At 70.1% G+C, this 22,825-nt stretch carries 24 protein-coding genes; 11 read left to right on the forward strand and 13 right to left on the reverse strand.

The annotated features are described in order from the left end of the window. The 5 genes from FV218_RS09510 to FV218_RS09530 all read right to left on the reverse strand — a co-directional run. Positions 1–649 (reverse strand): translation initiation factor IF-2 associated domain-containing protein (locus FV218_RS09510; RefSeq protein WP_187273013.1); only part of this gene is annotated, 649 nt, incomplete at its 3' end. Then, entirely contained in the window at positions 650–1,420 is a 771-nt protein-coding gene (locus FV218_RS09515; RefSeq protein ID WP_246685052.1) for an RNA-binding protein, read from the reverse strand. 146 nt (positions 1,421–1,566) lie between these two features. Beyond that, a complete protein-coding gene (gene nusA, locus FV218_RS09520) occupies positions 1,567–3,171 on the reverse strand; it encodes a transcription termination factor NusA (protein ID WP_147709542.1) in 1,605 nt (534 codons plus the stop codon). A 76-nt stretch (positions 3,172–3,247) separates the two neighbouring features. After that, a complete protein-coding gene (gene rimP, locus FV218_RS09525; RefSeq protein ID WP_147709543.1) occupies positions 3,248–4,021 on the reverse strand; it encodes a ribosome maturation factor RimP in 774 nt (257 codons plus the stop codon). Between the two features lie 210 nt (positions 4,022–4,231). Further along, positions 4,232–4,591, reverse strand: a complete 360-nt coding sequence (locus FV218_RS09530; RefSeq protein ID WP_147709544.1) for a hypothetical protein — start codon at positions 4,589–4,591, stop codon at positions 4,232–4,234. A gap of 221 nt (positions 4,592–4,812) precedes the next feature. Here FV218_RS09530 and FV218_RS09535 point away from each other — a divergent pair, with 221 nt between their 5' ends. After that, positions 4,813–6,264 carry a TIGR00366 family protein gene (locus tag FV218_RS09535; RefSeq protein WP_147709545.1) on the forward strand — a complete coding sequence of 484 codons (1,452 nt, stop codon included), beginning with the start codon at positions 4,813–4,815 and terminating at the stop codon, positions 6,262–6,264. Positions 6,265–6,272: 8 nt separating this feature from the next. After that, positions 6,273–6,842, forward strand: coding sequence for a hypothetical protein (locus FV218_RS09540; protein WP_056086882.1), 570 nt, complete (start codon positions 6,273–6,275; stop codon positions 6,840–6,842). Positions 6,843–6,853: 11 nt separating this feature from the next. Here the strand turns inward: FV218_RS09540 and FV218_RS22720 are convergent, their stop codons facing one another. From FV218_RS22720 to rpmH, 7 genes are all read right to left on the reverse strand, one after another. After that, a complete protein-coding gene (locus FV218_RS22720) occupies positions 6,854–7,009 on the reverse strand; it encodes a hypothetical protein (protein WP_187273014.1) in 156 nt (51 codons plus the stop codon). Next, the gene (locus tag FV218_RS09545; protein WP_056086880.1) at positions 7,006–7,242 is read right to left on the reverse strand and encodes a hypothetical protein; all 237 of its coding nucleotides are present in this window, start codon (positions 7,240–7,242) and stop codon (positions 7,006–7,008) included. Before FV218_RS09545 ends, FV218_RS22720 begins: the two co-directional genes overlap by 4 nt. A 35-nt stretch (positions 7,243–7,277) precedes the next feature. Then, positions 7,278–7,652: a DUF423 domain-containing protein gene (locus tag FV218_RS09550; protein ID WP_147709546.1), complete on the reverse strand. Its 375-nt coding sequence runs from the start codon at positions 7,650–7,652 to the stop codon at positions 7,278–7,280. Further along, positions 7,649–8,308 carry a ribosome biogenesis GTP-binding protein YihA/YsxC gene (gene yihA / locus FV218_RS09555; RefSeq protein ID WP_056086874.1) on the reverse strand — a complete coding sequence of 220 codons (660 nt, stop codon included), beginning with the start codon at positions 8,306–8,308 and terminating at the stop codon, positions 7,649–7,651. The genes FV218_RS09550 and yihA overlap by 4 nt, the downstream gene beginning before the upstream one ends. 173 nt (positions 8,309–8,481) lie before the next feature. Further along, a complete protein-coding gene (yidC, locus tag FV218_RS09560) occupies positions 8,482–10,344 on the reverse strand; it encodes a membrane protein insertase YidC (protein WP_147709547.1) in 1,863 nt (620 codons plus the stop codon). Next, complete coding sequence (rnpA, locus tag FV218_RS09565) at positions 10,337–10,885, reverse strand: ribonuclease P protein component (RefSeq protein WP_147709568.1); 549 nt, start codon at positions 10,883–10,885, stop codon at positions 10,337–10,339. The genes yidC and rnpA overlap by 8 nt, the downstream gene beginning before the upstream one ends. A gap of 75 nt (positions 10,886–10,960) precedes the next feature. Then, positions 10,961–11,095 (reverse strand): 50S ribosomal protein L34, encoded by a 135-nt coding sequence (gene rpmH / locus FV218_RS09570; RefSeq protein ID WP_018045311.1) that lies wholly within the window; start codon positions 11,093–11,095, stop codon positions 10,961–10,963. Positions 11,096–11,434: 339 nt separating this feature from the next. On the opposite strand from rpmH, the gene FV218_RS09575 reads away from it, so the two are divergent. Continuing rightward, on the forward strand, positions 11,435–11,962 hold the full coding sequence (locus FV218_RS09575; protein WP_056086870.1) for a DUF1465 family protein: 528 nt from the start codon (positions 11,435–11,437) through the stop codon (positions 11,960–11,962). A 59-nt stretch (positions 11,963–12,021) separates the two neighbouring features. Here FV218_RS09575 and FV218_RS09580 read toward each other — a convergent pair whose 3' ends face one another. Beyond that, complete coding sequence (locus FV218_RS09580) at positions 12,022–14,457, reverse strand: glycogen/starch/alpha-glucan phosphorylase (RefSeq protein WP_246685055.1); 2,436 nt, start codon at positions 14,455–14,457, stop codon at positions 12,022–12,024. Positions 14,458–14,937: 480 nt separating this feature from the next. On the opposite strand from FV218_RS09580, the gene mdcA reads away from it, so the two are divergent. The 8 genes from mdcA (at position 14,938) to glgA (ending at position 22,723) form a co-directional block, all read left to right on the forward strand. Then, the gene (gene mdcA, locus FV218_RS09585; protein ID WP_056086865.1) at positions 14,938–16,584 is read left to right on the forward strand and encodes a malonate decarboxylase subunit alpha; all 1,647 of its coding nucleotides are present in this window, start codon (positions 14,938–14,940) and stop codon (positions 16,582–16,584) included. Between the two features lie 14 nt (positions 16,585–16,598). Next, entirely contained in the window at positions 16,599–16,916 is a 318-nt protein-coding gene (gene mdcC, locus FV218_RS09590) for a malonate decarboxylase acyl carrier protein (protein ID WP_147709549.1), read from the forward strand. Further along, on the forward strand, positions 16,913–17,848 hold the full coding sequence (locus tag FV218_RS09595; protein ID WP_147709550.1) for a biotin-independent malonate decarboxylase subunit beta: 936 nt from the start codon (positions 16,913–16,915) through the stop codon (positions 17,846–17,848). The genes mdcC and FV218_RS09595 overlap by 4 nt, the downstream gene beginning before the upstream one ends. Continuing rightward, the gene (gene mdcE, locus FV218_RS09600; protein ID WP_147709551.1) at positions 17,835–18,557 is read left to right on the forward strand and encodes a biotin-independent malonate decarboxylase subunit gamma; all 723 of its coding nucleotides are present in this window, start codon (positions 17,835–17,837) and stop codon (positions 18,555–18,557) included. Before FV218_RS09595 ends, mdcE begins: the two co-directional genes overlap by 14 nt. Next, on the forward strand, positions 18,550–19,185 hold the full coding sequence (mdcG, locus tag FV218_RS09605; protein WP_147709552.1) for a malonate decarboxylase holo-[acyl-carrier-protein] synthase: 636 nt from the start codon (positions 18,550–18,552) through the stop codon (positions 19,183–19,185). Before mdcE ends, mdcG begins: the two co-directional genes overlap by 8 nt. Beyond that, positions 19,179–20,048 carry a triphosphoribosyl-dephospho-CoA synthase MdcB gene (gene mdcB, locus FV218_RS09610; RefSeq protein ID WP_147709553.1) on the forward strand — a complete coding sequence of 290 codons (870 nt, stop codon included), beginning with the start codon at positions 19,179–19,181 and terminating at the stop codon, positions 20,046–20,048. Before mdcG ends, mdcB begins: the two co-directional genes overlap by 7 nt. Continuing rightward, on the forward strand, positions 20,045–20,968 hold the full coding sequence (locus FV218_RS09615; RefSeq protein WP_147709554.1) for an acyltransferase domain-containing protein: 924 nt from the start codon (positions 20,045–20,047) through the stop codon (positions 20,966–20,968). Before mdcB ends, FV218_RS09615 begins: the two co-directional genes overlap by 4 nt. Positions 20,969–21,217: 249 nt before the next feature. Continuing rightward, positions 21,218–22,723 carry a glycogen synthase GlgA gene (glgA, locus tag FV218_RS09620; protein ID WP_056086846.1) on the forward strand — a complete coding sequence of 502 codons (1,506 nt, stop codon included), beginning with the start codon at positions 21,218–21,220 and terminating at the stop codon, positions 22,721–22,723. Positions 22,724–22,825: the final 102 nt, after the last annotated feature.

A 22,825-nucleotide genomic window follows, 5' to 3' on the forward strand; every position in this document is an offset into this window, starting at 1 on the left:
GGGCGGCCGGGGGAGCGCGCACGATGGTGGGCGCCGCCGGCATCGGGGCCGTCTTGGAGACGGGCGGCGCCGCAGCAGCGGGCGCATCCTCGGCGGCGGCGGACTTCGACGCTTCCTTGGCCGCTTCCTCGGCGGCACGACGTGCCTCCTCGGCCGCGGCGGCGCGGGCCTCTTCCTCCTGGCGGCGGCGGGCTTCCTCGTCGCGCTTGCGCGCTTCGGCGGCGTCACGCTCGCGCTGCTCGGCAGCCAGACGCTCGCGCTCGGCGGCGGCCTCGGCCTCCAGGCGCTGCGTGGCTTCCGCCTCGCGACGCTTGGCGTCGGCGAGGGCGGCCGCGCGGGCGTTGCTCTCCTGCTCGCTCAGCGTCCGCAGGACGACGCCTGACGCGGAGCGCTGGGCCTGCCGCGGGGCCGCCGGCGGCGGCGGGGGAGCCACGCGCGTCGCCGGAGCGACGGGTGTCGTTTCCCGCACGGGGGCGGCCGGGGCCGCGCCGATGACACGGCGCTTCACCGTCTCGACCACGACCTGCTTGGTGCGGCCATGGGAGAAGCTTTGACGCACCGTTCCCTGCTCGATCGGACGCTTCAAGGACAGCGGCTTCGAAGGGGGTCTCGCCTGCGTCTTGTCGCCCGGATTGTTCGTATCGCTCATTCAGTCCAAACCCTGAGGGTTTCCATCGTCCCGTGAACCGGCAAACTGCTGTGCGCCGGGCGAATCCGTCACTTCGTCGTCGTGCAGATCGGAAGCGGTTCGCCCATAACGGACGGAACCGGCCTCCTCGGCCGTCGTCGCCAAACCTTCGAAGGAACGGAGCCGACGCCAACGCGCAAGGCAGCCGGAACTCCCGACTCCTGCGACAAGAGCCGCGTGTATCACATGATCCCGGCCCAAGGCCACGCCCAATTCTTCGTTGGACAGGCTATCGATGACCGGAATGCGGGATATGGCACCCGCATGGCGCCGGTGCAATGCCGCCGCGATCTTGCGGCGGCCGTCGGCACTGCCGTCATGGGCCTGGATCACCGCCGCGACGCCGGCCTTCTCACCAATGGCGGCCTCGACCTTGGCGAAGCCCGCCACCACGCAGCCGGCCTTGTTGGCGAGCGACAGGGACTGGCGCAGGTCGGCCCGCAGGCCTTCGGCGATCCGGTCGGCGAGGTCGGCCGGTGCGACGGCGTCCTTGGTCTTGAACGCCCGCTGGAACACCCGCTTCTTCAGGGCCTCGGCCACCACCGCCCGCGTCGGCATGAGCCAGGCACCGCGCCCGGGGAGTTTTGCGCGCAGGTCCGCCACCACCTCGCCGTCGGGCGACAGGACGAAGCGGATGAGGTCGCCCGGCGGATGCTTGGTGCGGGTGACGAGGCAGGTCCGTTCCGCACCCTGGCGGCCACGGCCGAGCCCGGCATCGAGCGCGTCGCTCAAGTCCGCCTCGGGCACCTCGGCCGTCGGATCTTCGGGGTGGGGGACCATGGCGGCGGAACGGTTCCGGGAGAACGTTGAAACGCAAACGACGACGGAGGGGACGGGGTTCACCCGTTCCCTCCGTCGAGGGGTCGAAACCCGTGCGGTCAGGCCGAAGCGGGTGCCTCGGCCTCCTCGGAATCACCCTCGGCGGGCTCCGCCGGGGGCTCGATCCAGCCGGCATGGACGCGGGCGGCCATGACCATGGCCTCGGCCTCCGTGCGGGACACCTCGAACCCGTCGAGGTAGCCGGCGTGGCGCGTCGCCTCGGGGCCGCGCCCCTCGGTGTAGCCGACGAGGTCGTCGGTGGCGCAGCCGGCCAGATCCTCGATGGTCTTCACGTCGTTCTCGCCGAGCGCCACCAGCATCGGAGTGGTGATGCCGTCGATCTCGCGCAGCTCGTCCTGCACGCCGAGCTCCTGGCGCTTGGCGTCGAACTCCGACTCGACGCGGGCGAGGTGGTCCTGGGCGCGGGCCTGGATCTCGGTGCCGCTCTCCTCGTCGAGGCCCTGGATGTTGGCGAGCTCGCCGGCCTCGACGTAGGCGATTTCCTCGACGTTCCGGAACCCCTCGGCCGCGAGAAGCTGGCCGACGGTCTCGTCGACGTCGAGGGCTTCCATGAACACGGCGGTGCGCTCGGCGAATTCCTTCTGCCGGCGCTCGGATTCCTCGGCCTCGGTCAGGATGTCGATGTCCCAGCCGGTGAGCTGGGAAGCGAGGCGCACGTTCTGGCCGCGGCGGCCGATGGCGAGGGACAGCTGGTCGTCGGGCACCACCACCTCGATGCGGTCGGCCTCCTCGTCGAGCACGACCTTCACCACTTCCGCCGGCTGGAGGGCGTTGACGATGAAGGTCGCCTGATCCTCCGACCACGGGATGATGTCGATCTTCTCGCCCTGGAGTTCGCCGACCACCGCCTGGACGCGGGACCCGCGCATGCCGACGCAGGCGCCGACGGGATCGATGGAGCCATCGCGCGAGATCACCGCGATCTTGGCGCGCGAGCCCGGATCGCGGGCGACGGCCTTCACCTCGACGATGCCGTCGTAGATCTCCGGCACTTCCTGGCCGAAGAGTTTTGCCATGAATTGCGGGTGCGAGCGCGAGAGGAAGATCTGCGGCCCGCGCACCTCGCGGCGCACGTCGAACAGGTAGGTGCGGATGCGGTCGCCCGGACGGAAGGTCTCGCGGGGAATCATCTCGTCGCGGCGCACGATGCCTTCGCCGCGGCCGAGATCGACGATGACGTTGCCGTACTCGACGCGCTTGACCAGGCCGTTGACGATCTCGCCGATACGGTCCTTGTACTCGTCGAACTGGCGGTCGCGCTCGGCGTCGCGCACCTTCTGGACGATGACCTGCTTGGCCGATTGCGCTGCGACGCGGCCGAAATCGAACGGCGGCAGGGTGTCGGAGATGACGTCGCCGACGAGCGCCCCCGGATTGTAGCGCCGGGCCTGATCGAGGGTGACCTCGCGGGCGTCGTTCTCGACCTGATCCACCACCACGAGGTGGCGCGACAGGCGCAGCGCCCCGGTCTTCGGGTCGATCTCGGCATGCACATCCGTCTCGGCGCCGTAGCGCGAGCGGGCGGCCTTGGCGATGGCCTCCTCCATGGCGTCGATGACGATGGAGCGGTCGATCACCTTCTCGCGCGCGACTGCTTCGGCGATCTGCAGGAGTTCGAGCCTGTTGGCGCTGACGACGGCCATCGGTTTTCGTCCTTCTCTTCGGCGTGAGATGTTTTCGTGATTGCGCCCGTTTTTCCCGGGCGCGATCAGGGCGTTTCTAGTGAAGCTTGCCGTCGTCCTTCACCCGCACCGCCTTGGTGCGGATGGGCTTGGCTTTGTTCTGGGCCTTGATGGCGAGGCTCGCCTCGGTCTCGATCTTCTCGGGCTTGGGCCGGGCCGAAGCCTTCGGCTTGAGGGGCCGTGAGATCTTCTTCTTGAGGGGCGGCGCCGGCTCGGCCTCGGGGCCGTCTTCGTCCGCGTCCTCGTCGTCCAGCATCGGCGGCGGGCCGCCGCCCCGGCGCAGGGACTCGCGCACCAGATCGTCGGTCAGGACGAGGTAGGCGTCGCCGAGATCGCGCAAGGGCAGATCGATCCGGCTCGGCAGGCCTTCCTTCACGTCGGGCAGGTCGATGGGCACCGTGAGCCCGTCGGGATTGGGGACGCGGATGATCCCACGGAACCGCTTGCGACCCTCGAGGGGCACGGCCAGCTCGATCTTGGCCTCGTAGCCGGCCCAGCGCTCGAAATCGATGGCCCGCACCAGGGGACGGTCGATGCCCGGCGAGGAGATCTCGAGGTAGTACGGCTTGCCGATGGGGTCGTCGAGGTCGAGGAGCGGCGAGATCGCCCGGCTCACCGCCTCGCAATCGTCCACCGACATGGTGCCGTCCGGCCGCTCGGCCATGATCTGCACCGTGCAGCCGTTGGCGCTGGAAACCCGCACCCGGACCACGCGAAAGCCCAGGCCCTCGATGGAAGCCTCGATGACCTGGACGACGCGCGCGGCGACGCCGGTCTCGGTGATCAGACGTTTTTCGGGAGTGTCCGCCATGCTGGGTGCTACGTCCGGCCTTGCGTGAGGTGATCCGGCGGCGCGAGGCATTGCGGCAATAAAAAAGAGCGGACCCGGTGGGGCCCACTCCCGAACCGCAGCCTCAAGACTGCAACCAGAACTGATGACCTTCAAGTAGTCCCGTCGCGATCCCGTTTCAAGCGTTTTCGCGCGGCTGGCCCGTGAACCCCCGCCCCTCGGGTCGCCGGCTCAGCGGCCCGAGCCCAGGACCATCATCCGGAGCTGGCTTTCCAGGCGATCGAGGCGCTCGGCCGTCGCCTTTCGGGCGCAGCCCTGGAAACCATCACCGGCGGAGAACCCGATCTCAGGATGGTGCCGACATTCGAGGAGGGGCGGCCCGAGGACGACGCAGAACGCCACGCCGAGCACGATGGCGATGTTGGCGGCGGCGGCGACGAGCCAGGTCCGGCCGCTGCCGAAGGCCTTCCCGTCGGACGACGCGGATCGCGTGGCATCCGTAGCCGCCGTGAGGTCGCGCACGGTCTGGGTGTGGGCGCGCCGGCCCGCCATCAGCCGATCGAACGCGATATCCCCTGACGCCTTCGACATCACATCCCCCCGTCCGGTGCGATCGCCCCGGTCTTCCATCGACCTCGGCCACTCTGCCGGACCATTCCATAAGGAACCGCAAAGATGCCCCGGTCGAAGGATGCCCAAGTCGACTGACATCCCGCGTCGTTCGTGTTCATGGCCGCCCCAGCGCGCTTGAGCGTGGCCGGTGTTTGCGCAAGATGGCGCACCCGCCTCCGGACGACCGTGGAATCGCGCCCATGTCCAACACCCCACGCCCGCCTTCCGGTCCGACAGGAGACACGGCCACCGAGGGGGCCCTGTCGCGCCTCGGCATCCGCTTCACCGCCTGGGCGGAAAAGTGGTTTCCCGATGCGTTCGTGTTCGTCGCCATCGCGGTGGTGATCGTGGCGCTTGGCGCGCTCGCCAACGGCGCCCCGCCGGCGGCCATCGCCAAGAGCTTCGGCGACGGGTTCTGGAGCCTGATCCCGTTCACCATGCAGATGGCCTTCGTCACCATCGGCGGTTACGTCGTCGCCACCGCCCCCCCGGTGCAGGCCCTCATCGATCGCCTCGCGGCGATCCCGAAGAGCGGGCGCGGCGCCGTCGGCCTGGTGGCGGCGGCGACCATGCTATCGTCGTTCCTGAGCTGGGGGCTGAGCCTGATCTTCGGCGGTCTGCTGGCTCGGGCGCTCGCGCGCCGCACGGACCTCAAGATGGATTACCGCGCCGCCGGCGCCGCCGCCTATCTCGGCCTCGGCGCCACCTGGGCTATGGGCCTCAGCTCCTCGGCGGCCCAGCTCCAGGCCAATCCGGCGAGCCTGCCCAAGAACCTGCTGGCCATCACCGGCGTGATCCCGTTCAGCGAGACGATCTTCCTGTGGCAGTCGATGCTGATCGCCGTGATCCTGTTCGTGATCTCGATCATCATCGCCTACGTCTCGGCGCCCGGTCCGGCCAACGCCGTCACGGCCGAATCCATGGGCGTCGACGTCTCCCGCGAAAAGCCCGACACCGCGCGCCCGAGCCAGCCGAGCGAGTGGCTCGAGCATTCGCCGATCCTGACCCTGCTCCTCGCCGTGCTGGCGGTCGGCTGGCTCGTGCAGGAATTCGCCCGGCAGTCGTGGATCACCGCGATCTCGAGCCTCAACACCTACAACTTCCTGTTCCTCACCCTCGGCCTGCTCCTGCACTGGCGCCCGAAGAACTTCCTCAGGTCCGTGGGCAAGGCCGTGCCGGCCACCGCCGCCGTGCTGATCCAGTTCCCGTTCTACGCCGCCATCTCCGCCATGCTGACGGGACCGAAGAACGGCGCCGGCACCTCCGTCTCCGACGTGATCACCCACGCCTTCGTCAGCCTCAACACCACGGGCAGCTTCCCCATCTCCATGGGCGTCTATTCGGCGGTGCTCGGTTTCTTCGTGCCGTCCGGCGGCGGCAAGTGGCTGCTGGAAGCGCCCTACGTGATGCAGGCGGCCAACGAGCTGCAGGTCCATCTCGGCTGGGCGGTGATGGTCTACAACGCGGCCGAGGCCCTGCCGAACCTCATCAACCCGTTCTGGATGCTGCCGCTGCTGGGCATCCTCGGCCTGAAGGCCCGCGACATCGTCGGCTTCAGCTTCCTGCAGCTCATCATCCACCTGCCGGTGGTGCTGTTCCTGCTCTGGGCGCTCGCCTTCACCCTGACCTATCATCCCCCCGTGATGCCGTAGGGCGCACCGTGTCCGCGCCCGACCGCATGCCGGAAATCCCGGCCGACCGGCTGACCGACGCCCAGAAGGCGGCGTCGGCCGCCTTCCGCGCCGCGCGCAAGGGGCCGGTCTTCGGGCCGTTCGTGCCGTTGCTCCGCAGCCCGGACCTGATGACCAACGCCAGCACCATGGGGCTGCACCTGCGCTACCGCAGCGTGCTGCCCCTGCACCTGTCCGAGCTCATCATCCTGATCACGGCGCGGGAATGGACGCAGCAGCTGGAGTGGCACATCCATGCGCCCATCGCCGTGGAGGCCGGTCTGGCGGCGGACATCGTCGCGGCGATCCGCGACGGACGGCGGCCCGACGCCATGGGGGCGGACGAAGCCCTGGTCTACGCCTTCGCGACGGAGCTTCACCGCAACCGGTCCGTGAGCGACGTGACCTACGCGCGGGTCGTGGAGACGTTCGGAGAGCAGGGTGCCATCGAGATGGCCGGGATCAACGGCTACTACACGCTGCTCGCCATGAGCATGAACGTGGCTCGGACGGCCCTGCCGGAGGGGGCAGAGCCGCAATTGCCGCCGTTGGTCGGATAGGTCTCGATGTCCTATCGTCCCTGCTGGCCGGCGGCACGGTTCGACGTCGGAACCGGATCGCGCGCCTGACGACGGCCCGCGGCCTCGTGCAGGCGAACGGCGACATATCCCATCACGACGACGATGGCGGGCGTGACGACGAATGCGAGAATGGCCAGCTCGTTCATGGCGTGAGCTCCTTCAGCGTGCGCCTCGCCAGAAGATGTAGGATGGTCGCAGCGGTAAGCCAACCGCCAATCCCCAGCATCAGGGAAAGCGGTTTCAGCGTCACCTGCAGATTGCTGACATTGTAGATGTAGCCGGCCACGGGCGTCGCGATCCCGACGGTGAAGCAGGATGTCGCCGCCGTGTTGAGCGCGGTCGCGAGGAGTTTGGTCTGTTCGTTGAAGACGATGCTCATCGGGTCGGTCGTAGCTGGGGCACGCGCCGGTTCTCCTACCGGACCCGGACCGGAACGAACGCCGCCACGGCCGCCAGCAACCATCCCCCCATCAGCGCGAAACCACCGATCGGGGCCGCCATGGGGAACAGCGGCGTGCCGTGGAGCGCCCGCAGGGCGAGGTCGCCGGAGAACAGGACGAGTCCCAGCACGAGGGCGGCGGCGGCCAGCCGCGTGACGCGGCGGTGCGTCGTGCCCGTGGCGGCCAGGGCCACCAGTCCGAGGATGGCGGGGGCGTGGAACAGCAGGAACTGCGCGGCCGTCTTCAGGCTGTCGGCCCCGGCGATGTGGGCCGCCGCCGCGCTCGCCGCGACGCCCAGCAGCCCGGCAAGGGCGCCCAGTGCCAGGAGGATGCGGTCGGGGAGGGTCACGCGCCGCGCTCGGCGAGCAGCCGGGCGACGCTGGCGCGCAGTTCCGGCACGCCGCGGTCGTCGCGGCTCGAGGTGATCAGGATCTCCGGATAGGCGGCCGGGCGCTTCGACAGGGCCTCGCGGGTCTTCTCGATGCGGGCCTCGACCTCGGATTTCTTCAGGGCGTCGCCCTTGGTCAGCACCACCTGATAGCTCACGGCGGCCTTGTCGAGGCCGTCGAGGACATCGGTGTCGATGCTCTTCAGGCCATGGCGCGAATCGATGAGCATGAACACCCGGGCGAGGTTGGCGCGACCCTTGAGGTAGTCGTGGATGAGGTCGGTCCAGGCCTCGACCTTGGTCTTCTCCACCGCCGCGTAGCCGTAGCCCGGCATGTCGACGAGGGTCAGGCGCCCGCCGATGTCGAAGAAGTTGAGCTGCTGGGTGCGGCCGGGCGTGTGCGAGGTCCGCGCCAGGGTGTTGCGGCCGGTGAGCGCGTTGACGAGGCTCGACTTGCCGACGTTGGAGCGGCCCGCGAAGGCGATCTCGACACCCTTCATGGGCGGCAGGGCGACGACCGTGGGGGCCGAGGACAGGAAGTCGGCGGCCCCCGCGAACAGCAGGCGGCCGGACTCCAGGAGTGCGGCGTCTTCGGCTTGGGTGTCGGCTTGGGACATGGCGTGGGACCGTTCGGAAGCGGGCGTATCCGCCATCAACAAGCCGACACGCGAGAAACAGGACGGTCCTCCCCGTCGCCGAGACGGGAAGGACCGGTGTGGTGCGGGTGCAGCGCCGTGCCGCCGATCGCGGGACGGCGGCTCGCCCAGAAGATCAGTTCTTGTCAAAAAGATCAGTTCTTGGCGACCGCGTTCTTGTCGGCGGGCTTCTTCTTGAACATCCCCGAGATGTTGTCCCACAACTCCACCTTCACGCCGTTGCGGCGCATGATGACGTATTGCTGGATCACCGAGAGGGTGTTGTTCCAGGCCCAGTAGATCACCAGGCCGGCCGGGAACGAGCCGAGCATGAAGGTGAACACGATCGGCATGAAGGTGAAGATCTGCGCCTGGACCGGGTCCGGCGGCGCGGGGTTCATCTTCATCTGGATGAACATCGTGATGCCCATGATGATGGGCCAGATGCCGAGATGGACGATGTCCGGGGCCGCGAAGGGCAGCAGGCCGAACAGGTTGAGGAAGCTCGTCGGATCGGGCGCGGCCAGATCCTGGATCCAGCCGAAGAACGGCGCGTGCCGCATCTCGATGGTGATGAACAGCACCTTGTAGAGGGCGAAGAACACCGGGATCTGGATCAGCACCGGCCAGCAGCCGGCGACCGGATTGATCTTCTCCTTCTTGTAGAGCTCCATCATCGCCTGCTGCTGCTTCAGCTTGTCGTCGCCGTAGCGCTCGCGGATGGAAGCCATTTCCGGCTGCACGGCCTTCATCTTGGCCATGGACTGGTAGGACTTGTTGGCGATGGGCAGGAACAGGAGCTTGAGGCACAGGGTCACGACCAGGATCGCGACGCCGAAATTGCCGAACAGGTGGAAGAAGAAGTCGAGCGCCCGGAACATCGGCTTGGTGATGAAGTGGAACCAGCCCCAATCGATCATGAGATCGAACTTCTCGATGCCGAGGTCCTTCTGGTAGCCGTTGATGGTGTTGACTTCCTTGGCGCCGGCGAAGAGCTGCTGCGTCGCGGTGGCCGTGGCGCCGGGATCGACGACGCGCACGCCGCCGAGCACGCTCGCCTGATAGACCTTCGTCGCCCCGTCCGTGCGCTCGGTGAAGCTGCCGGTGTAGGGCGCGGCCTGGTCGGGGATCGCGGCGGCGGCCCAGTACTTGTCGGTGATGCCGACGAAGCCGCCGGTGACGCCGGCCCACGACTTGCCCTTGGTGGCGACGTTGCCGAGCACGGGCTCCTTGGCGAGGTGGTCGTAGGTGTATTCCTGCAGGCCCTCGGCGCCGAGCACGCCGATCATGCCCTCGTGGAGCACGTAGTAGCCCTGCGTCGTCGGCTTGCCCCAGCGCGAGACCAGGCCATACGGGTACAGGCTCACGGCGGCCGCACCCTTGTTCTCGACCTCGTCGCGGACCGTGAACATGAACTTGTCGTCCACCGCGATGATGCGGCGGAACAGGAGGCCGGCCCCGTTGTCGAAGCTCAGGGTGACGGGCTTGCCGACCGACAGGGTGGTGGCGTCGGCGGTCCAGACCGTGTCGCTGCCCGGCAGGGGACCGGCATTCTGGCCGACCCAGCCGAATTCGCCGTAATACGGATTGGCCGTCCCGGTCGGCGACAGCAGCACGATGCGCGGGCTCTTGTCGTCCACGGTCTCGTGGTAGTTCTTCAGCAGAACGTCGTCGATGCGCGCGCCCTTGAGGGCGATGGAGCCGGAGAGCGCCGGCGTGTCGATGGTCACGCGGGGCGAGCGGGCGATGACCGCCTCGCGGGGCTCGACGCCGCCCTGGGTGCCGCCGGCGGCGCCCGGCAGGGTGCCGGGCACGGGGGCGGCCGGGCCACCCTCCTTCGGGCTGGCACTCGGGACGCCGTCGGGCGAGGTCGCGGCCTTGCCCTGGAGCGCCTGGGCCTGGAGCGTGGCCTGCCGCTGCTGCTCCACGCGCGGCGCGGCGATGAAGTAGTTCCAGCCGAGCAGGACCGCCAGCGACAGGGCGATCGCGACGATCATGTTCGTCTTGTCATTACCCATCGGTCGGTCCGTCGCATGCGTTGGGAATGGGGGAGGGCGCCGTGGCGCGGGCCGTCTGGGCCGCCTCGGGGCCAGAGGCCAATAGCGGCATCGCGCCCGATGCGCCAGACGTCCCCTTGCCACGACCGCGCCGCGAAGCCGGGCGGTCAGGGTCCGAAGATTCCTTGCGCGCCTGCGGCTTCGTCACGATGGGCACGGCACGGCGCAGGTCTTCGATCAGCGTCGCGAAGGGCGCCGACAGGGCCGGGCGTCGGGCGACAACCACGATGTCGGCCGCCGGATTCGGCAGAGCATCGGCCGCAGCAAGCACGGCGGCGCGCAGGCGCCGCCGGATGCGGTTGCGCTCCGTGGCATGCCCGACGCGCTTGGTGATGGTGAAGCCGATTCGCAGGCTTTCTTGCGCGACGACCTGAAGCGAAGCCTCGGGCTCCGCGACGTCGCGCAACCGCCCTTGGGCGGAGAAGCGCTCCGTATGGAAACGCCGGCCTCCCGCCGCGGCCAGGAAGTCCTTGCGCTGGGTCAACCGTCCGATCGTCGACACGGCCGATCCGATCTCGCGGCCCGGGGCCGGGTCCATGCGGGACGCGCCGCGCGAAGGCGGCGCGATACCTTGATCTTAGGCCGACAGTTTCTTGCGGCCATGGGAGCGGCGGGCCGCGATCACCTTGCGGCCACCGGCGGTGGCCATACGGGCACGGAAGCCGTGACGACGCTTACGCACGAGCTTGCTGGGCTGATAGGTTCTCTTCACGGCGCGATCTCCGATGGCCGAGGATGGGTGCCGCAGGCTTCACCGCCAGTGCAGGCCCCGTCACGCGTCCAGAATGTGTCTGCAAGCGCGAACAGCGCCCAGAAGAGCGCCGCGTCGCGATGGCGCGGCTTATGGCGGATGGCCGGCGCGGAGTCAACGCGCGCGCTCCGTCCGAGGGGCATGAAACCGCCGGATCGGAGGCGCCCCGATTAAGGTTAACCACGGCTTAAGGGCGCGTCGGCCGGCTTGCGGCGTTAGCATTGCGCAACACACGGGGACGGCGCCGCCGATGTCCCAGTCCGGGACGACAGGCCGGCCGGTCGCCGCATGGGAGGCACGATGAACGGATTCGACGTCACATTCCGGGACGAGCGGGACTGGGTCAACTTCGGTGACACCTATGTCGGCTCGGACGCCTTCAAGACGCTGTTTCGCGAAGGCATGACCATGGTGGAGGAGGCGGCCGCCTATCTCGACGGCGAGGGCCGCGAGGAATCGCGCCTGATGTCGCGGGACGGCACCCTGAGCTACGCCAGCGAGACCATGCGGCTCACCACTCGCCTCATGCAGATCGCCTCCTGGCTCCTGGTACAGCGCGCCGTGGCCGAGGGGGAGCTGACCCCCAACGAGGCCCTGGAGGAGAAGACCCGCGTGCGCCTCGCCACGCCCGATCCGTTCAAGGCCGACGTGTTCGGCATCCTGCCGGCGCGCCTCCAGGACCTCATCGTGCGCTCGCGCCGGATGCATGCCCGCATCCTGCACCTCGACACCGTGATCACCGACGAGCGTCCGACGCCGGTTGCCGTCGCGAGCCCCGTGGCCGCCCAGCACAGCCGTCTGCTCGCCGCCTTCGGCACGGCGCATTGAACCCCTGATGCAAGCAGCCCCAGCCGATGCGGATCGGCCGGGGCGCTCGGTCGGTGGCGTCAGGCCACGCGGACCCGCCAGATCTCCTCGGCGTATTCCCGCATGGAGCGGTCGGAGGAGAACCACGCCATCCGGGCGGTGTTGAGGATCGCCGAGCGCCACCACGTCGCCGGATCGTTCCAGGCCGCGTCGACGGCGCGCTGGGCGCGCCAGTAATCGTCGAAGTCGACTGTGAGCAGGTAGCGGTCGTCGTGGACGAGGCTGTCGACGATGGGCCGGAACCGGGCGGGATCGTCCGGCGAAAATCCGCCCGTGCCGATGAGGTCCAGGGCGGCGGCGAGGCGTGGCGAGGCGGCGATGGCGGCCTTCGCGTAACCCGGCTCGTTCATGCGGGCCTGCACCCCGGCGGCGTCGAGGCCGAAGATGAAAATGTTGTCCGCGCCGACATGGTCGCGGATCTCGATGTTGGCGCCGTCGAGGGTGCCGATGGTCAGCGCCCCGTTGAGCGCCAGCTTCATGTTGCCCGTGCCCGAGGCCTCCATGCCGGCCGTGGAGATCTGCTCGGAGAGGTCGGCGGCCGGGATGATCGATTCGGCGAGACTCACCGAGTAGTTCGGCAGGAACACCACCTTGAGGCGTCCGGCCACATCGGGATCGTCGTTGACCACCCGGGCGACGTCGCTGGCGAGCTTGATGATGAGCTTGGCCTGGACGTAGCTCGGCGCGGCCTTGCCGCCGAAGATCTTGACCCGGGGCGTCCAGTCCCGGTGCGGCTCGGCCTTGATCGCCTGATAGAGCGCCACCGTTTCGATGACGTTGAGGAGCTGGCGCTTGTACTCGTGGATGCGCTTGATCTGCACGTCGAACAGGCTCGACGGATCGACGACGATCCCCGTGCGCTCGGCCACCACCCGGGCGAGCGCCTCCTTGCGGCCGCGGCGCATGGCCCGGTAGCGCTCCTGGAAGGCGGGATCGGACGCGTGGTCGGCGAGGCCCGTCAGGAGTTCGGGATTGTCGAGGACGCCGTCCCCGACGGCCTCGACGGCGAGCCGGGTCAGCTCCGGATTGCAGTTGTGCAGCCAGCGGCGGAAGGTGATGCCGTTGGTCTTGTTGACGATCTTGTCCGTGTCGAGGGCGTGCAGGTCCTTGAACACCGTCGAGCGCATGAGATCCGTGTGCAGGGCCGAGACGCCGTTGACCCGGCGCGCGCCGAGGAAGGCGAGGTGGCCCATGCGCACCCGTTTGCCGTTGGCTTCCTCGATGAGGGACACGGAGGCGAGCTGCGCCGCATCCGCCCGGCCGTGCCGGCCCTGCTCCTCGAGGTGCATCCAGTTGATGAGGTAGATGATCTGCATGTGGCGCGGCAGCACCCGCTCCATCAGCTCCACCGGCCACGTCTCCAGGGCCTCGGGCAGCAGGGTGTGGTTGGTGTAGCCGAGGGTGTTGGTGGTGACGTGCCAGGCATCCTCCCAGTTGAAGCCGTGATCCTCCAGTAGGAGGCGCATCAGCTCCGGCACGGCGATGGCCGGATGGGTGTCGTTGAGCTGGATCGCGGCGTGGTCGGGCAGGGTGCGGAGATCCCCGCGCTCGGCCACGTGCCGGCGCACGAGGTCCTGCAGGGAGGCGGAGGTGAAGAAGTATTCCTGGCGCAGGCGCAGTTCCTGGCCGGCATCGGAGGAATCGCTGGGGTAGAGCACCCGCGAGATCGCCTCGACCCGGGCGCGGTCGGCCACGGCCCCGACATGGTCGCCGCCGTTGAAGCGGGCGAGCTCGACGGGCGCCTCGGCCTCGGCCTTCCACAGGCGCAGGGTGTTCACGTGGCGCCCGCGCCAGCCCACCACGGGCACGTCGTGGGCCACGGCCCGCACGGTCTCGGCCGGGTGCCAGTGGCGGCGGATGACGCCCTCGGACACCGACGACATGGTGACGTGGCCGCCGAACCCGATGGTGTAGGTCGCCTCCGGGCGCACGAACTCCCAAGGGTTGCCCTCGGCGAGCCAGGTCTCGGGGGCCTCCTTCTGCCAGCCATCCTCGAGGGATTGCCGGAACAGGCCGTGATCGTAGCGGATGCCGTAGCCGATGGCCGGGATCGACAGGCTCGCCATGCTCTCCATGAAGCAGGCGGCCAGACGCCCGAGGCCGCCGTTGCCAAGGGCCGCGTCGGGCTCGGCCCCCTCGACGGTGTCGAGATCGATGCCGAGATCGCGCAGCGCCGCGCGGGTGGTCTCGACGAGGCCGAGATTGTTCATGGCGTCCGAGAGCAGGCGGCCGATGAGAAATTCGAGGGAGAGGTAGTAGACGCGCTTGTTCGGCACCGCCTCGCCGCTCGCCATGCAGGCATCGACGATGCGGTCGCGCAGGGCCAGGGCGGTGGCGGCGAACCAGTCGCGCTCGCGGGCGTTCTGCGGGCTCTTGCCGACGGCGTAGGCGAGCTTGGCCAGGATCGCTTCGCGCAGGTCGGCGACGGCATCGCCCGATCGGGACGCGACCGGCAGCGCGCGCGTCGCAGCGGCGGGCGTGCCGTGGACGGCGGCCGTCGCGGTCCGCTCCTCGGTGGCCTCGGATGCGATCAGCTTCTCATTCAACACGTGCAGGTCCCCCTCATGCCCATCGGCGCGCGGCCGGTCGCTTGAGCGCCTCGTCGCGGACAGCCCCGTGGGCGATGGTCCGAGACGTCGTGCCTGCCACCTTTTGCTTCGTGCGTGACGGATCTGCCGGACCTCTCGGTCCCGCGAGCCCCGTCCCGATCCGCGCGTCGGGCCGGACTTTCACGTCCGGCGGTCCGACATGCGTCGCATCCAATCCGCACGGGAATGAGACAGGGATAGGTTGAAGGTTCGGTGAATGCGGCGGAAACGCGCAGTCCGGCGCCACATTATCGGCAGCTTTCAGGGTCTTGTATGCAAGCGCTTGCCAGATGCATGCGAGATGCAGCATCATTGCATATAGAGCCATCCAGGGCACGGAGGCGGACCATGAGGGATTGGGCGACGCAGGGGGCCGCCCGCGCGGCACGGATCGCTGCCGGCGCGTCCTTCGCCCGCGGCAAGGTCGTGGCCCTGTCCGATCTCGCGCCCTTCCTCGAAGCGATCCTGCGCCCGGGCGACCGGGTCTGCCTCGAAGGCGACAACCAGAAGCAGGCCGATGTCCTCGCCGACGCCCTGGCGGAGGTCGACCCGGCGGTGATCCACGGCCTGCACATGGTGCAGTCGGGCATCGTCCTGCCGTCCCATCTCGACGTGTTCGAGAAGGGCATCGCGCGCCGGCTCGACTATTCGTATTCCGGTCCGCAGGCGGCGCGCATCGCCCGGATGCTCTATGGCGGGCAGATCGAGCTCGGCGCGGTCCACACCTACCTCGAACTGTTCGCCCGCTACTTCATCGACCTGACGCCGCAGGTGGCCCTCATCGCGGCGGTGAGCGCCGACCGCGACGGCAACCTCTACACCGGCCCCAACACCGAGGACACGCCCACCGTCGTCGAGGCCACGAGCTTCAAGGACGGTCTTGTGGTGGCGCAGGTGGACCGGATCGTCGACCGGGTGCCCCGCGTCGACATCCCCGGCGACCGGGTCCACTTCGTGGTGGAGGCGGGCAAGCCGTTCTACGTCGAGCCCCTGTTCACCCGTGATCCGGGCGCCATCACCGAGACCCAGATCCTCACGGCGATGCTGGCGATCAAGGGGCTCTACGCGCCCTACGGCATCCGCCGCCTCAACCACGGCATCGGCTTCAACACCGCCGCCATCGAATTGATGCTGCCGACCTACGGCGAAAAGCTCGGCCTGCGTGGGAAAGTCTGCACCCATTGGGCGCTCAACCCGCACCCGACCCTGATTCCCGCCATCGAGGCGGGCTGGGTCGAGCAGATCCACTGCTTCGGTTCCGAGGTCGGGATGGACGACTACATCGCCGCCCGGCCGGACATCTACTTCACGGGGGCGGACGGGTCGCTCCGCTCCAACCGCGCCTTCTGCCAGACTGCGGGGCTCTATGCCTGCGACCTGTTCATCGGCTCGACCCTGCAGATCGATCTCTCCGGCCACAGCTCGACGGTAACCACCAACCGCATCGCCGGGTTCGGCGGCGCGCCCAACATGGGGTCCGATCCGCGCGGCCGCCGCCATCCGAGCGAGCCCTGGCTCAAGGCGGGGGCCGAGGCCGATCCCGACACGCCGGCGCCCCTGCGCCGGGGCCGCAAGCTCGTGGTGCAGATCGGCGAGACCTTCGGCGACGGCAACGTGCCCCTGTTCGTGGAGCGCCTCGACGCCCTGGCGCTGGCCGAGAAGCTCGACCTGCCGCTGGCCCCCGTCATGGTCTACGGCGACGACGTCACCCACATCGTCACGGAGGAAGGCATCGCCAACCTGCTCCTGTGCCGCAATGCCGACGAGCGCGAGCAGGCGATCCGGGGGGTCGCCGGCTACACCGAGATCGGGCGGCGGCGCGATGCCGGCCTGGTCGCCCGCCTGCGCGAGCGCGGCGTGATCCGCCGGCCGGAAGACCTCGGCATCGATCCCCTCGACGCCGACCGCAGTCTGCTGGCCGCCCGCTCCATCAAGGATCTCGCGCTGGCGTCCGGCGGCCTCTACCGGCCGCCGAGCCAATTCCGCAACTGGTGACGGGAGAGCGGTCGATGGAACGTCTCAGCTACACCCTCGATGCGCCGGTCCCGGCCGGTGGGACGAAGCCCCAGGCCATCGTGGGCGTCGTCGCGTCCGGCAACCTCGAAGTCCTGTTGGAGCGTGTGCTGGCCCCCGACCGCTGCACCGTCGAGATCGCCACCGCCGCCCACGGCTTCGGTGAGGTCTGGGCCGCCGTGGTGGCGGATTTCGTGGCGCGGCGCGGGGCGGGCGGCCTGCGCATCGCCATCAACGACGGCGGTGCCCGGCCCGACACCGTCGCCCTGCGCCTCGCACAGGGCGCGCGGCTCATCGCCGGAGACGCACCATGAATCCCGCCGCAAATCCCACCCTGAACCCCGTCTTCGAGCCCGAAGCCCTGAGCTGGTACGAGGCCAGCGCCCGCCAGCGCGTCGCCGCCCTGGTCGATCCCGGCAGTTTTCACGAGGTCGTCGGTCCCGAGGAACGGGCGACGAGCCCGCACCTCGCCCTGTTCGACCTGCCCGAGCAGTTCGACGACGGCATGATCGTCGGACGCGCGACCCTCGACGGCGCCCCGATCCTCGTCGCGGCCCAGGAGGGCCGCTTCATGGGCGGCGCCGTGGGGGAGGTCCACGGGGCCAAGCTCGTCGGCCTGCTCCGCGCCGCTCAGTCCCTCAGCCTGGACGTTCTGATCCTGTTCGACACCGGCGGCGTCCGCCTGCAGGAGGCCAATGCCGGCGAGACCGCCATCGCCGAGATCATGCGCGCCCTGGTCGACGCGCGCCGCGCCGGATCGCGCGTCGTCGGCCTCATCGGCGGGCGCTCGGGCTGCTACGGCGGCGGCGGACTCATCGCCGGTTGCTGCTCGGCCCTCGTCGTCACCGAGCAGGGGCGCATCAGCGTCACCGGCCCGGAGGTGATCGAGACCAACCGGGGCGTCGAGGAATTCGATGCCCGCGACCGCGCCCTGGTCTGGCGCACCATGGGCGGCAAGCACCGCTACCTCATGGGCGGCGCCGATGTTTTCGTGGATGACGGCCCCGGCGCGTTTCGCGAAGCGGTGCGCGTGATCCTCGAGGCACCCGGGCGCCTCGACCTCGACACCCTCGATGCCGAGCAGGCCCGCCTGGAACGGCGCCTCGCCCGTTTCGGCGCGGCCACGGACGCCGTCGCGGTCTGGTCGGCCCTCGGGATCGCCGATGCGGCCGCCGTGCCGGGCCTGTCCACGCGCGCGTTCCGCGCCGTCGCCACCTGCCGGGAGAGTGCCGATGACGCTCGCTGAGATCCTGGCCGGGCTGTTTCCCGAGGGCCACGACGTCGCCGTCACCGACGGCCTCATCCTCGGCACCGGCCGCCGAACCGGCGGCCTCGTCCATGTGCTCGGCATCGCCGAGGGTACGCCGCTGGGCATCGACGGAGCCCTGATCCTGGCGGGCCGGGTCCTCGCCATCGCCCGCTCGGGCGACGATGCGCCGATCCTGATGCCCATCGATTCGGCGAGCCAGCGCATGAGCCGGCGCGACGAGCTTTTGGGCCTCAACGAGTGCCTCGCCCATCTCGCCAAGGCGCTGATGCTCGCCGAGGCGGAGGGCCACCCGACCCTCGGTCTGCTCTACGGTCGCAGCGCCGCCGGCGCCTTCATCGCGACGGCCCTGGCCACCGGTCACCTCGTCGCCCTGCCGGGCGCCCATCCGGAGGTGATGGACCTGCCCTCCATGGCTCGCGTCACCAAGCTGTCCCTCGACGTGCTGACCGAGAAGGCGCGGGCGACGGCGGTCTTCGCCCCGGGCCTCGACAATCTCGTCCGGACGGGGGCGATCCACGAGACCTGGGACCCCGAAAAATCCCTGGCCGAGCAGTTGGAGACCTGCCTCGCCGCACCGCCGCCCTCGGGGGATCGGCGCGACCGCCTCGGGGCCGAGCGCGGCGGCCGACCCTGCGCCGCCGCCATCGCCGAGCGGGTCGCGGCGCGCATCGCCGACCATGCCTGAGGCGCCCGCGCGCCACGCCATGGTCCGCATCACGCCGGCATCCTGGCGCACCTGCCTCGCCGGGCGGGCGGACCTCGACGGCCTGCCCTACGTCGCCAGTTGGGTGGAGCGTGGCTGGCCCCTGGTGGCGCGTCGCTCAGCCGTTGGAGAGACCGGCCACGCCCTCGGCCTGCCCCTGCCGCCGGCCCTCGGCAAGCGCCGGCTGTCGTTCGTCCTCGACCCGGCCGCGATCCTGTCCGTCGCGCCCCCGCCGCGCCTCGCCGAGGTCGCGTCCCTGGCGCCGGCCGATTGGCAACCGACACTTGTCCGCCTCCTCGCCCTCGATCCCGAGACGCGGACATTCGGCAGCCTCGCCTGGCAATACCTCACGGGCCTGACCTACCTGTCGCCCACCTCGGACATCGATCTCCTGTGGCGCCTCGACGGATCGGCAGACGCGCTCCTCGCCGGTCTCGCGGACATCGCCCGCGACGCCCCCATGCGGATCGACGGCGAGTGCCTCGGGGCCGGGGGGCGGGCCGTCCAGTGGCGCGAACTGGCCGAGGGCACGCCCGAGATCCTGGCGAAGGATGCGCACGGCGTGACCCTCGTCGCCCGCTCCGATTTCCTCAGCGGTGCGGGATGCTGAGGGCCGCCCGCGTCCATCCTGCCGCCCTCGCGCCCGGAAGCCTCCCGGCGGAGGCCATCGCCGCACGGGCCGTGGCGTGCCTCCGCCGCGAGGTCGCTACCTATCCCAAGCCCGGCCTCGTCAGCCACGTCGATTCGGGTGCCCATGCCGACATGGACGCGGCCCTGCTGAACCGCAGCGCCGACACCCTGGAACCGTACTTCGCCGACCTCGCCGAGGCCGGTGGGCGCGGCGCCGGAATGGACACCCTACGGGCCATCGGCATCGCGGCCGAGGCGGCCATGCTGGCGTCCACCGGCGGCGTGAACACCCATCGCGGCGCGATCTTCGGCCTCGGCCTCCTGGCCGCCGCCGCCGGGTTCCGCACCGCCGGATTCCGTGACACCCACGGCGGATCCCGGTCCCTCGGGCGCCTCGTCGCCGACCTGTGGGGACCCGCCATCGCGGCCGGTCCGATTCCTCTGCACAGCCACGGCGCCGCCGCCGCGCGGCGCTACGGAGCCGGCGGTGCGCGGCGCGAGGCGAGTCTCGGATTTCCGACCCTCTACGGCCTCGCGCTCCCGGCCCTGTCTGCCGCCGAGGCCCTGCGGCCAGACCATCCGGAAGCCGTGCGGGTGCAGCTCTGCCTCGCCCTCATCGCGGGCGTGGAGGACACCAACCTGCTGCATCGCGGCGGTCCGGCCGGCCTCGCCTTCGCGCAGGGCGCCGCGCGCGCGTTTCTCGACGACGGCGGCATCGGCCACCCCGATTGGCGAGCCCGTGCTCAGGCGCTTCACGCCGCCTTCGTGGCGCGCAACCTCAGCCCCGGCGGCTGCGCCGATCTCCTGGCCATGACCCTGTTCCTCGCCGAGGTCGGCCCGTGACCCTGGCCCTGCTGTGTTCCGGCCAGGGGCTGCAAGCGCCCGATCTGTTCGCCCTGACGGCGGACGCCCCCGCCGCCGCGCCGATCTTCGCCGCCGCCGCCGACCACCTCGGCCGCGACCCGCGCCGCCTCGTGGCCGAGGTCGACCCGGACTCGCTCTACGCCAACCGGACCGGCCAGATCCTGTGCGTCACCGCAGCCCTCGTTCTCGAGGCTTGCCTCGCCGACATCCTCCCCCGGCGCCGCGTCGTCGCGGGCTACAGCGTCGGGGAGATGGCGGCCTGGGGCATTGCCGGCATCTGGACACCGGCACAGGCCCTCGGCCTCACGGCGGCCCGGGCCGAGGCCATGGACGCCGCGAGCCGCCCCGGGCAGGGACTCGCCGCCATTCGGGGTTTATCGCGGGCAGCCCTCGATCCCCTCGTCGCCCGCCACGCCTGCGCCGTCGCCATCCGCAACCCGGCCAACCTGTTCGTGGTCGGGGGCATGGGGGACGCCCTCGACGCCCTCTGCGCCGAGGCCTCCGAACGCGGCGCGCTCCGGGCGAGCCGCCTGGCCGTCGCGGTCGCCTCCCACACGCCCCTGCTCGAACCGGCCGTGCTGCCGTTCCGGGCGCGCCTCGACGCCGTGCCCGTGCGCCGGCCCACCGCCGGCCTGACGCTCCTGAATGGCACGGACGGCGCCCCGATCTTCGATGGGGCCGGCTTCCGCGGTGTCCTCGCCCGACAGGTCGCAACCTTCGTCGACTGGGCCGCCTGCCTCGACGCCGTGGTGGAGCGCGGCGCGGAGCGGGTGCTGGAGCTCGGCCCCGGCCATGCCCTGGCGGACATGATGCGGGCGCGGGCCCCCCATCTCACCGTTCGCTCGGCGGATGCCTTCCACACCCTGGCCGGCCTGCGTGCCTGGATCGCCGAAGCGTGATGATCGTTTCCCGGGCGCCCGTGCAGCGAGATCGGGCATCCCGCCTGGGTTGTGTCCTGAACCGGTCCTGAATTTCACATCCTGCGACCGTTTGCGCCGCACCAAAAGCAAGGAATCCGTAACCGAAATCGTGGCTTGAATTGTGCAACGCAGCGGAACCATTTACCAATCGGGACGTTCACGATGCCGACGTCAGCCAGGGGCGGTTACGCTCTGAACGTCCAAGGTGCCCGGAGCGGCAAGGATCCCATGACGTCTGCGGCGACTGCTCACTCCGCCCGCGGCCTTGCCGGTCAGACGATCCCTTCGCTGCATCAGCCCCGCATCCTGTTCGCCACGCCGGAGATGGCGGATTTCGTGAAGACCGGCGGTCTCGGCGAGGTCGCCGCCTCCCTGCCGCGCGCCCTGCGCCGGCACTACGACATCCGCGTCCTCATCCCCGGCTACCGCCAGGTGGTGGACCGGTTCGACCACATTCCCGTCGTCGCGCAGCTGCCCGGCCATGCCGGCGTGCCGCCCTGCGAGCTCGGCCTGGTCGAGAGCGGCGACGGCCTCCAGATCTACGTCCTGCTCAGCCCCGAACTCTACCAGCGCGACGGCACGCCCTACGGCGACGGGCAGGGGGATTTTTCCGACAACGACGTGCGCTTCGCCCGCCTCAGCCTCGCCGCCGCCGAGATCGCCCGCGGCGTCGATCCGGCCTGGGCCGCCGACCTTCTCCACCTCAACGACTGGCAGGCGGCCCTGGCCCCGGCCTACCTCGCCTGGACCGGCCTGCGGGTGCCGAGCATCCTCACCGTCCACAACCTCGCCTACCAGGGCCTGTTCTCGCCCGACTCCCTCGGGCGCCTCGGCGTGCCCGACCACGCGTTCCAGATGGACGGCGTCGAGTTCTACGGACAGCTCTCCTTCCTCAAGGCCGGCATCTACTACGCCTCCCACGTCACCACGGTCAGCGATACCTACGCCCGCGAGATCACCACGCCGGAGGCCGGCTGCGGCCTCGACGGGTTGCTCCGCACCCGCGCCGCTCAGGGGCGCCTTGCCGGCATCCTCAACGGCATCGACGAGAGCTGGGACCCGCGCACGGACCCGCACCTCGCCACCCGGTTCGAGGCCGACGACTGGAAGGGCAAGCGCGCCAACGCCGAGACCGTGCGCCGCCAGTTCGGTCTGGCCGTCTCGCGCGGGCCGCTCTTCGCCATCGTCTCGCGCCTCGTCCACCAGAAGGGCATCGACCTCAGCCTCGCCGCCGCCGAGACCATCGTGGCCGAGGGCGGTCAGCTCGTGGTCATCGGCCAGGGCGAAGGCCGCTTCGAGGGGGCCCTGCGCGACCTGTCCCGCCGCCATCCCGATGCCGTCGGCGTCCATGTCGGCTTCAACGAGCAGGACGCCCGCCGGATGTTCGCCGGCAGCGACTTCCTGCTGATGCCGTCGCGGTTCGAGCCCTGCGGCCTCGCCCAGATGTATGCCCAGCGCTTCGGTTCGCTCCCCATCGTCCACCGCACCGGCGGCCTCGCCGACACCGTCGAGGACGGTGTCACCGGCTTCACCTTCGGCGAGGCCTCGGCCCGCGGCTTCTCCGGCGCCATCCGGCGGGCCCTCGACACCTTCGGCCAGAAGAAGCGCCTCAACGCCATGCGCCGCACCGCCATGTCGCGGACCTTCGGCTGGGACGAGGCTGCCACCACCTACGCCTCCCTCTACGCCCGTGCCTTCGGCAACGGCGCCGGCCTGCGGGCGCGCGCGGCCTAGCGTCCCGCTCCCGGCACGGCCCGTCGCGGCAGCTCTGCGACGAAGGCCCTTGCGTCGCATCGCTGTCCGCCGGCAAAAGCCGGGCGAACAGCGAGAGATGCG

The sequence above is a fragment of the Methylobacterium sp. WL69 genome (assembly GCF_008039485.1).
GTDB lineage: Bacteria > Pseudomonadota > Alphaproteobacteria > Rhizobiales > Beijerinckiaceae > Methylobacterium.

What these genes read in the sequence shown, in the direction of transcription:
- nusA (WP_147709542.1), bottom strand. Translation starts at nt 3,171, where the DNA reads ATGGCCGTCGTCAGCGCCAACAGGCTCGAACTCCTGCAGATCGCCGAA.
- rimP (WP_147709543.1), bottom strand. Translation starts at nt 4,021, where the DNA reads ATGGCGGACACTCCCGAAAAACGTCTGATCACCGAGACCGGCGTCGCC.
- FV218_RS09530 (WP_147709544.1), bottom strand. Translation starts at nt 4,591, where the DNA reads ATGTCGAAGGCGTCAGGGGATATCGCGTTCGATCGGCTGATGGCGGGC.
- FV218_RS09535 (WP_147709545.1), top strand. Translation starts at nt 4,813, where the DNA reads ATGTCCAACACCCCACGCCCGCCTTCCGGTCCGACAGGAGACACGGCC.
- FV218_RS22720 (WP_187273014.1), bottom strand. Translation starts at nt 7,009, where the DNA reads ATGAACGAGCTGGCCATTCTCGCATTCGTCGTCACGCCCGCCATCGTC.
- FV218_RS09545 (WP_056086880.1), bottom strand. Translation starts at nt 7,242, where the DNA reads ATGAGCATCGTCTTCAACGAACAGACCAAACTCCTCGCGACCGCGCTC.
- yihA (WP_056086874.1), bottom strand. Translation starts at nt 8,308, where the DNA reads ATGTCCCAAGCCGACACCCAAGCCGAAGACGCCGCACTCCTGGAGTCC.
- yidC (WP_147709547.1), bottom strand. Translation starts at nt 10,344, where the DNA reads ATGGGTAATGACAAGACGAACATGATCGTCGCGATCGCCCTGTCGCTG.
- FV218_RS09575 (WP_056086870.1), top strand. Translation starts at nt 11,435, where the DNA reads ATGAACGGATTCGACGTCACATTCCGGGACGAGCGGGACTGGGTCAAC.
- mdcA (WP_056086865.1), top strand. Translation starts at nt 14,938, where the DNA reads ATGAGGGATTGGGCGACGCAGGGGGCCGCCCGCGCGGCACGGATCGCT.
- mdcC (WP_147709549.1), top strand. Translation starts at nt 16,599, where the DNA reads ATGGAACGTCTCAGCTACACCCTCGATGCGCCGGTCCCGGCCGGTGGG.
- FV218_RS09595 (WP_147709550.1), top strand. Translation starts at nt 16,913, where the DNA reads ATGAATCCCGCCGCAAATCCCACCCTGAACCCCGTCTTCGAGCCCGAA.
- mdcE (WP_147709551.1), top strand. Translation starts at nt 17,835, where the DNA reads ATGACGCTCGCTGAGATCCTGGCCGGGCTGTTTCCCGAGGGCCACGAC.
- mdcG (WP_147709552.1), top strand. Translation starts at nt 18,550, where the DNA reads ATGCCTGAGGCGCCCGCGCGCCACGCCATGGTCCGCATCACGCCGGCA.
- mdcB (WP_147709553.1), top strand. Translation starts at nt 19,179, where the DNA reads ATGCTGAGGGCCGCCCGCGTCCATCCTGCCGCCCTCGCGCCCGGAAGC.
- glgA (WP_056086846.1), top strand. Translation starts at nt 21,218, where the DNA reads ATGACGTCTGCGGCGACTGCTCACTCCGCCCGCGGCCTTGCCGGTCAG.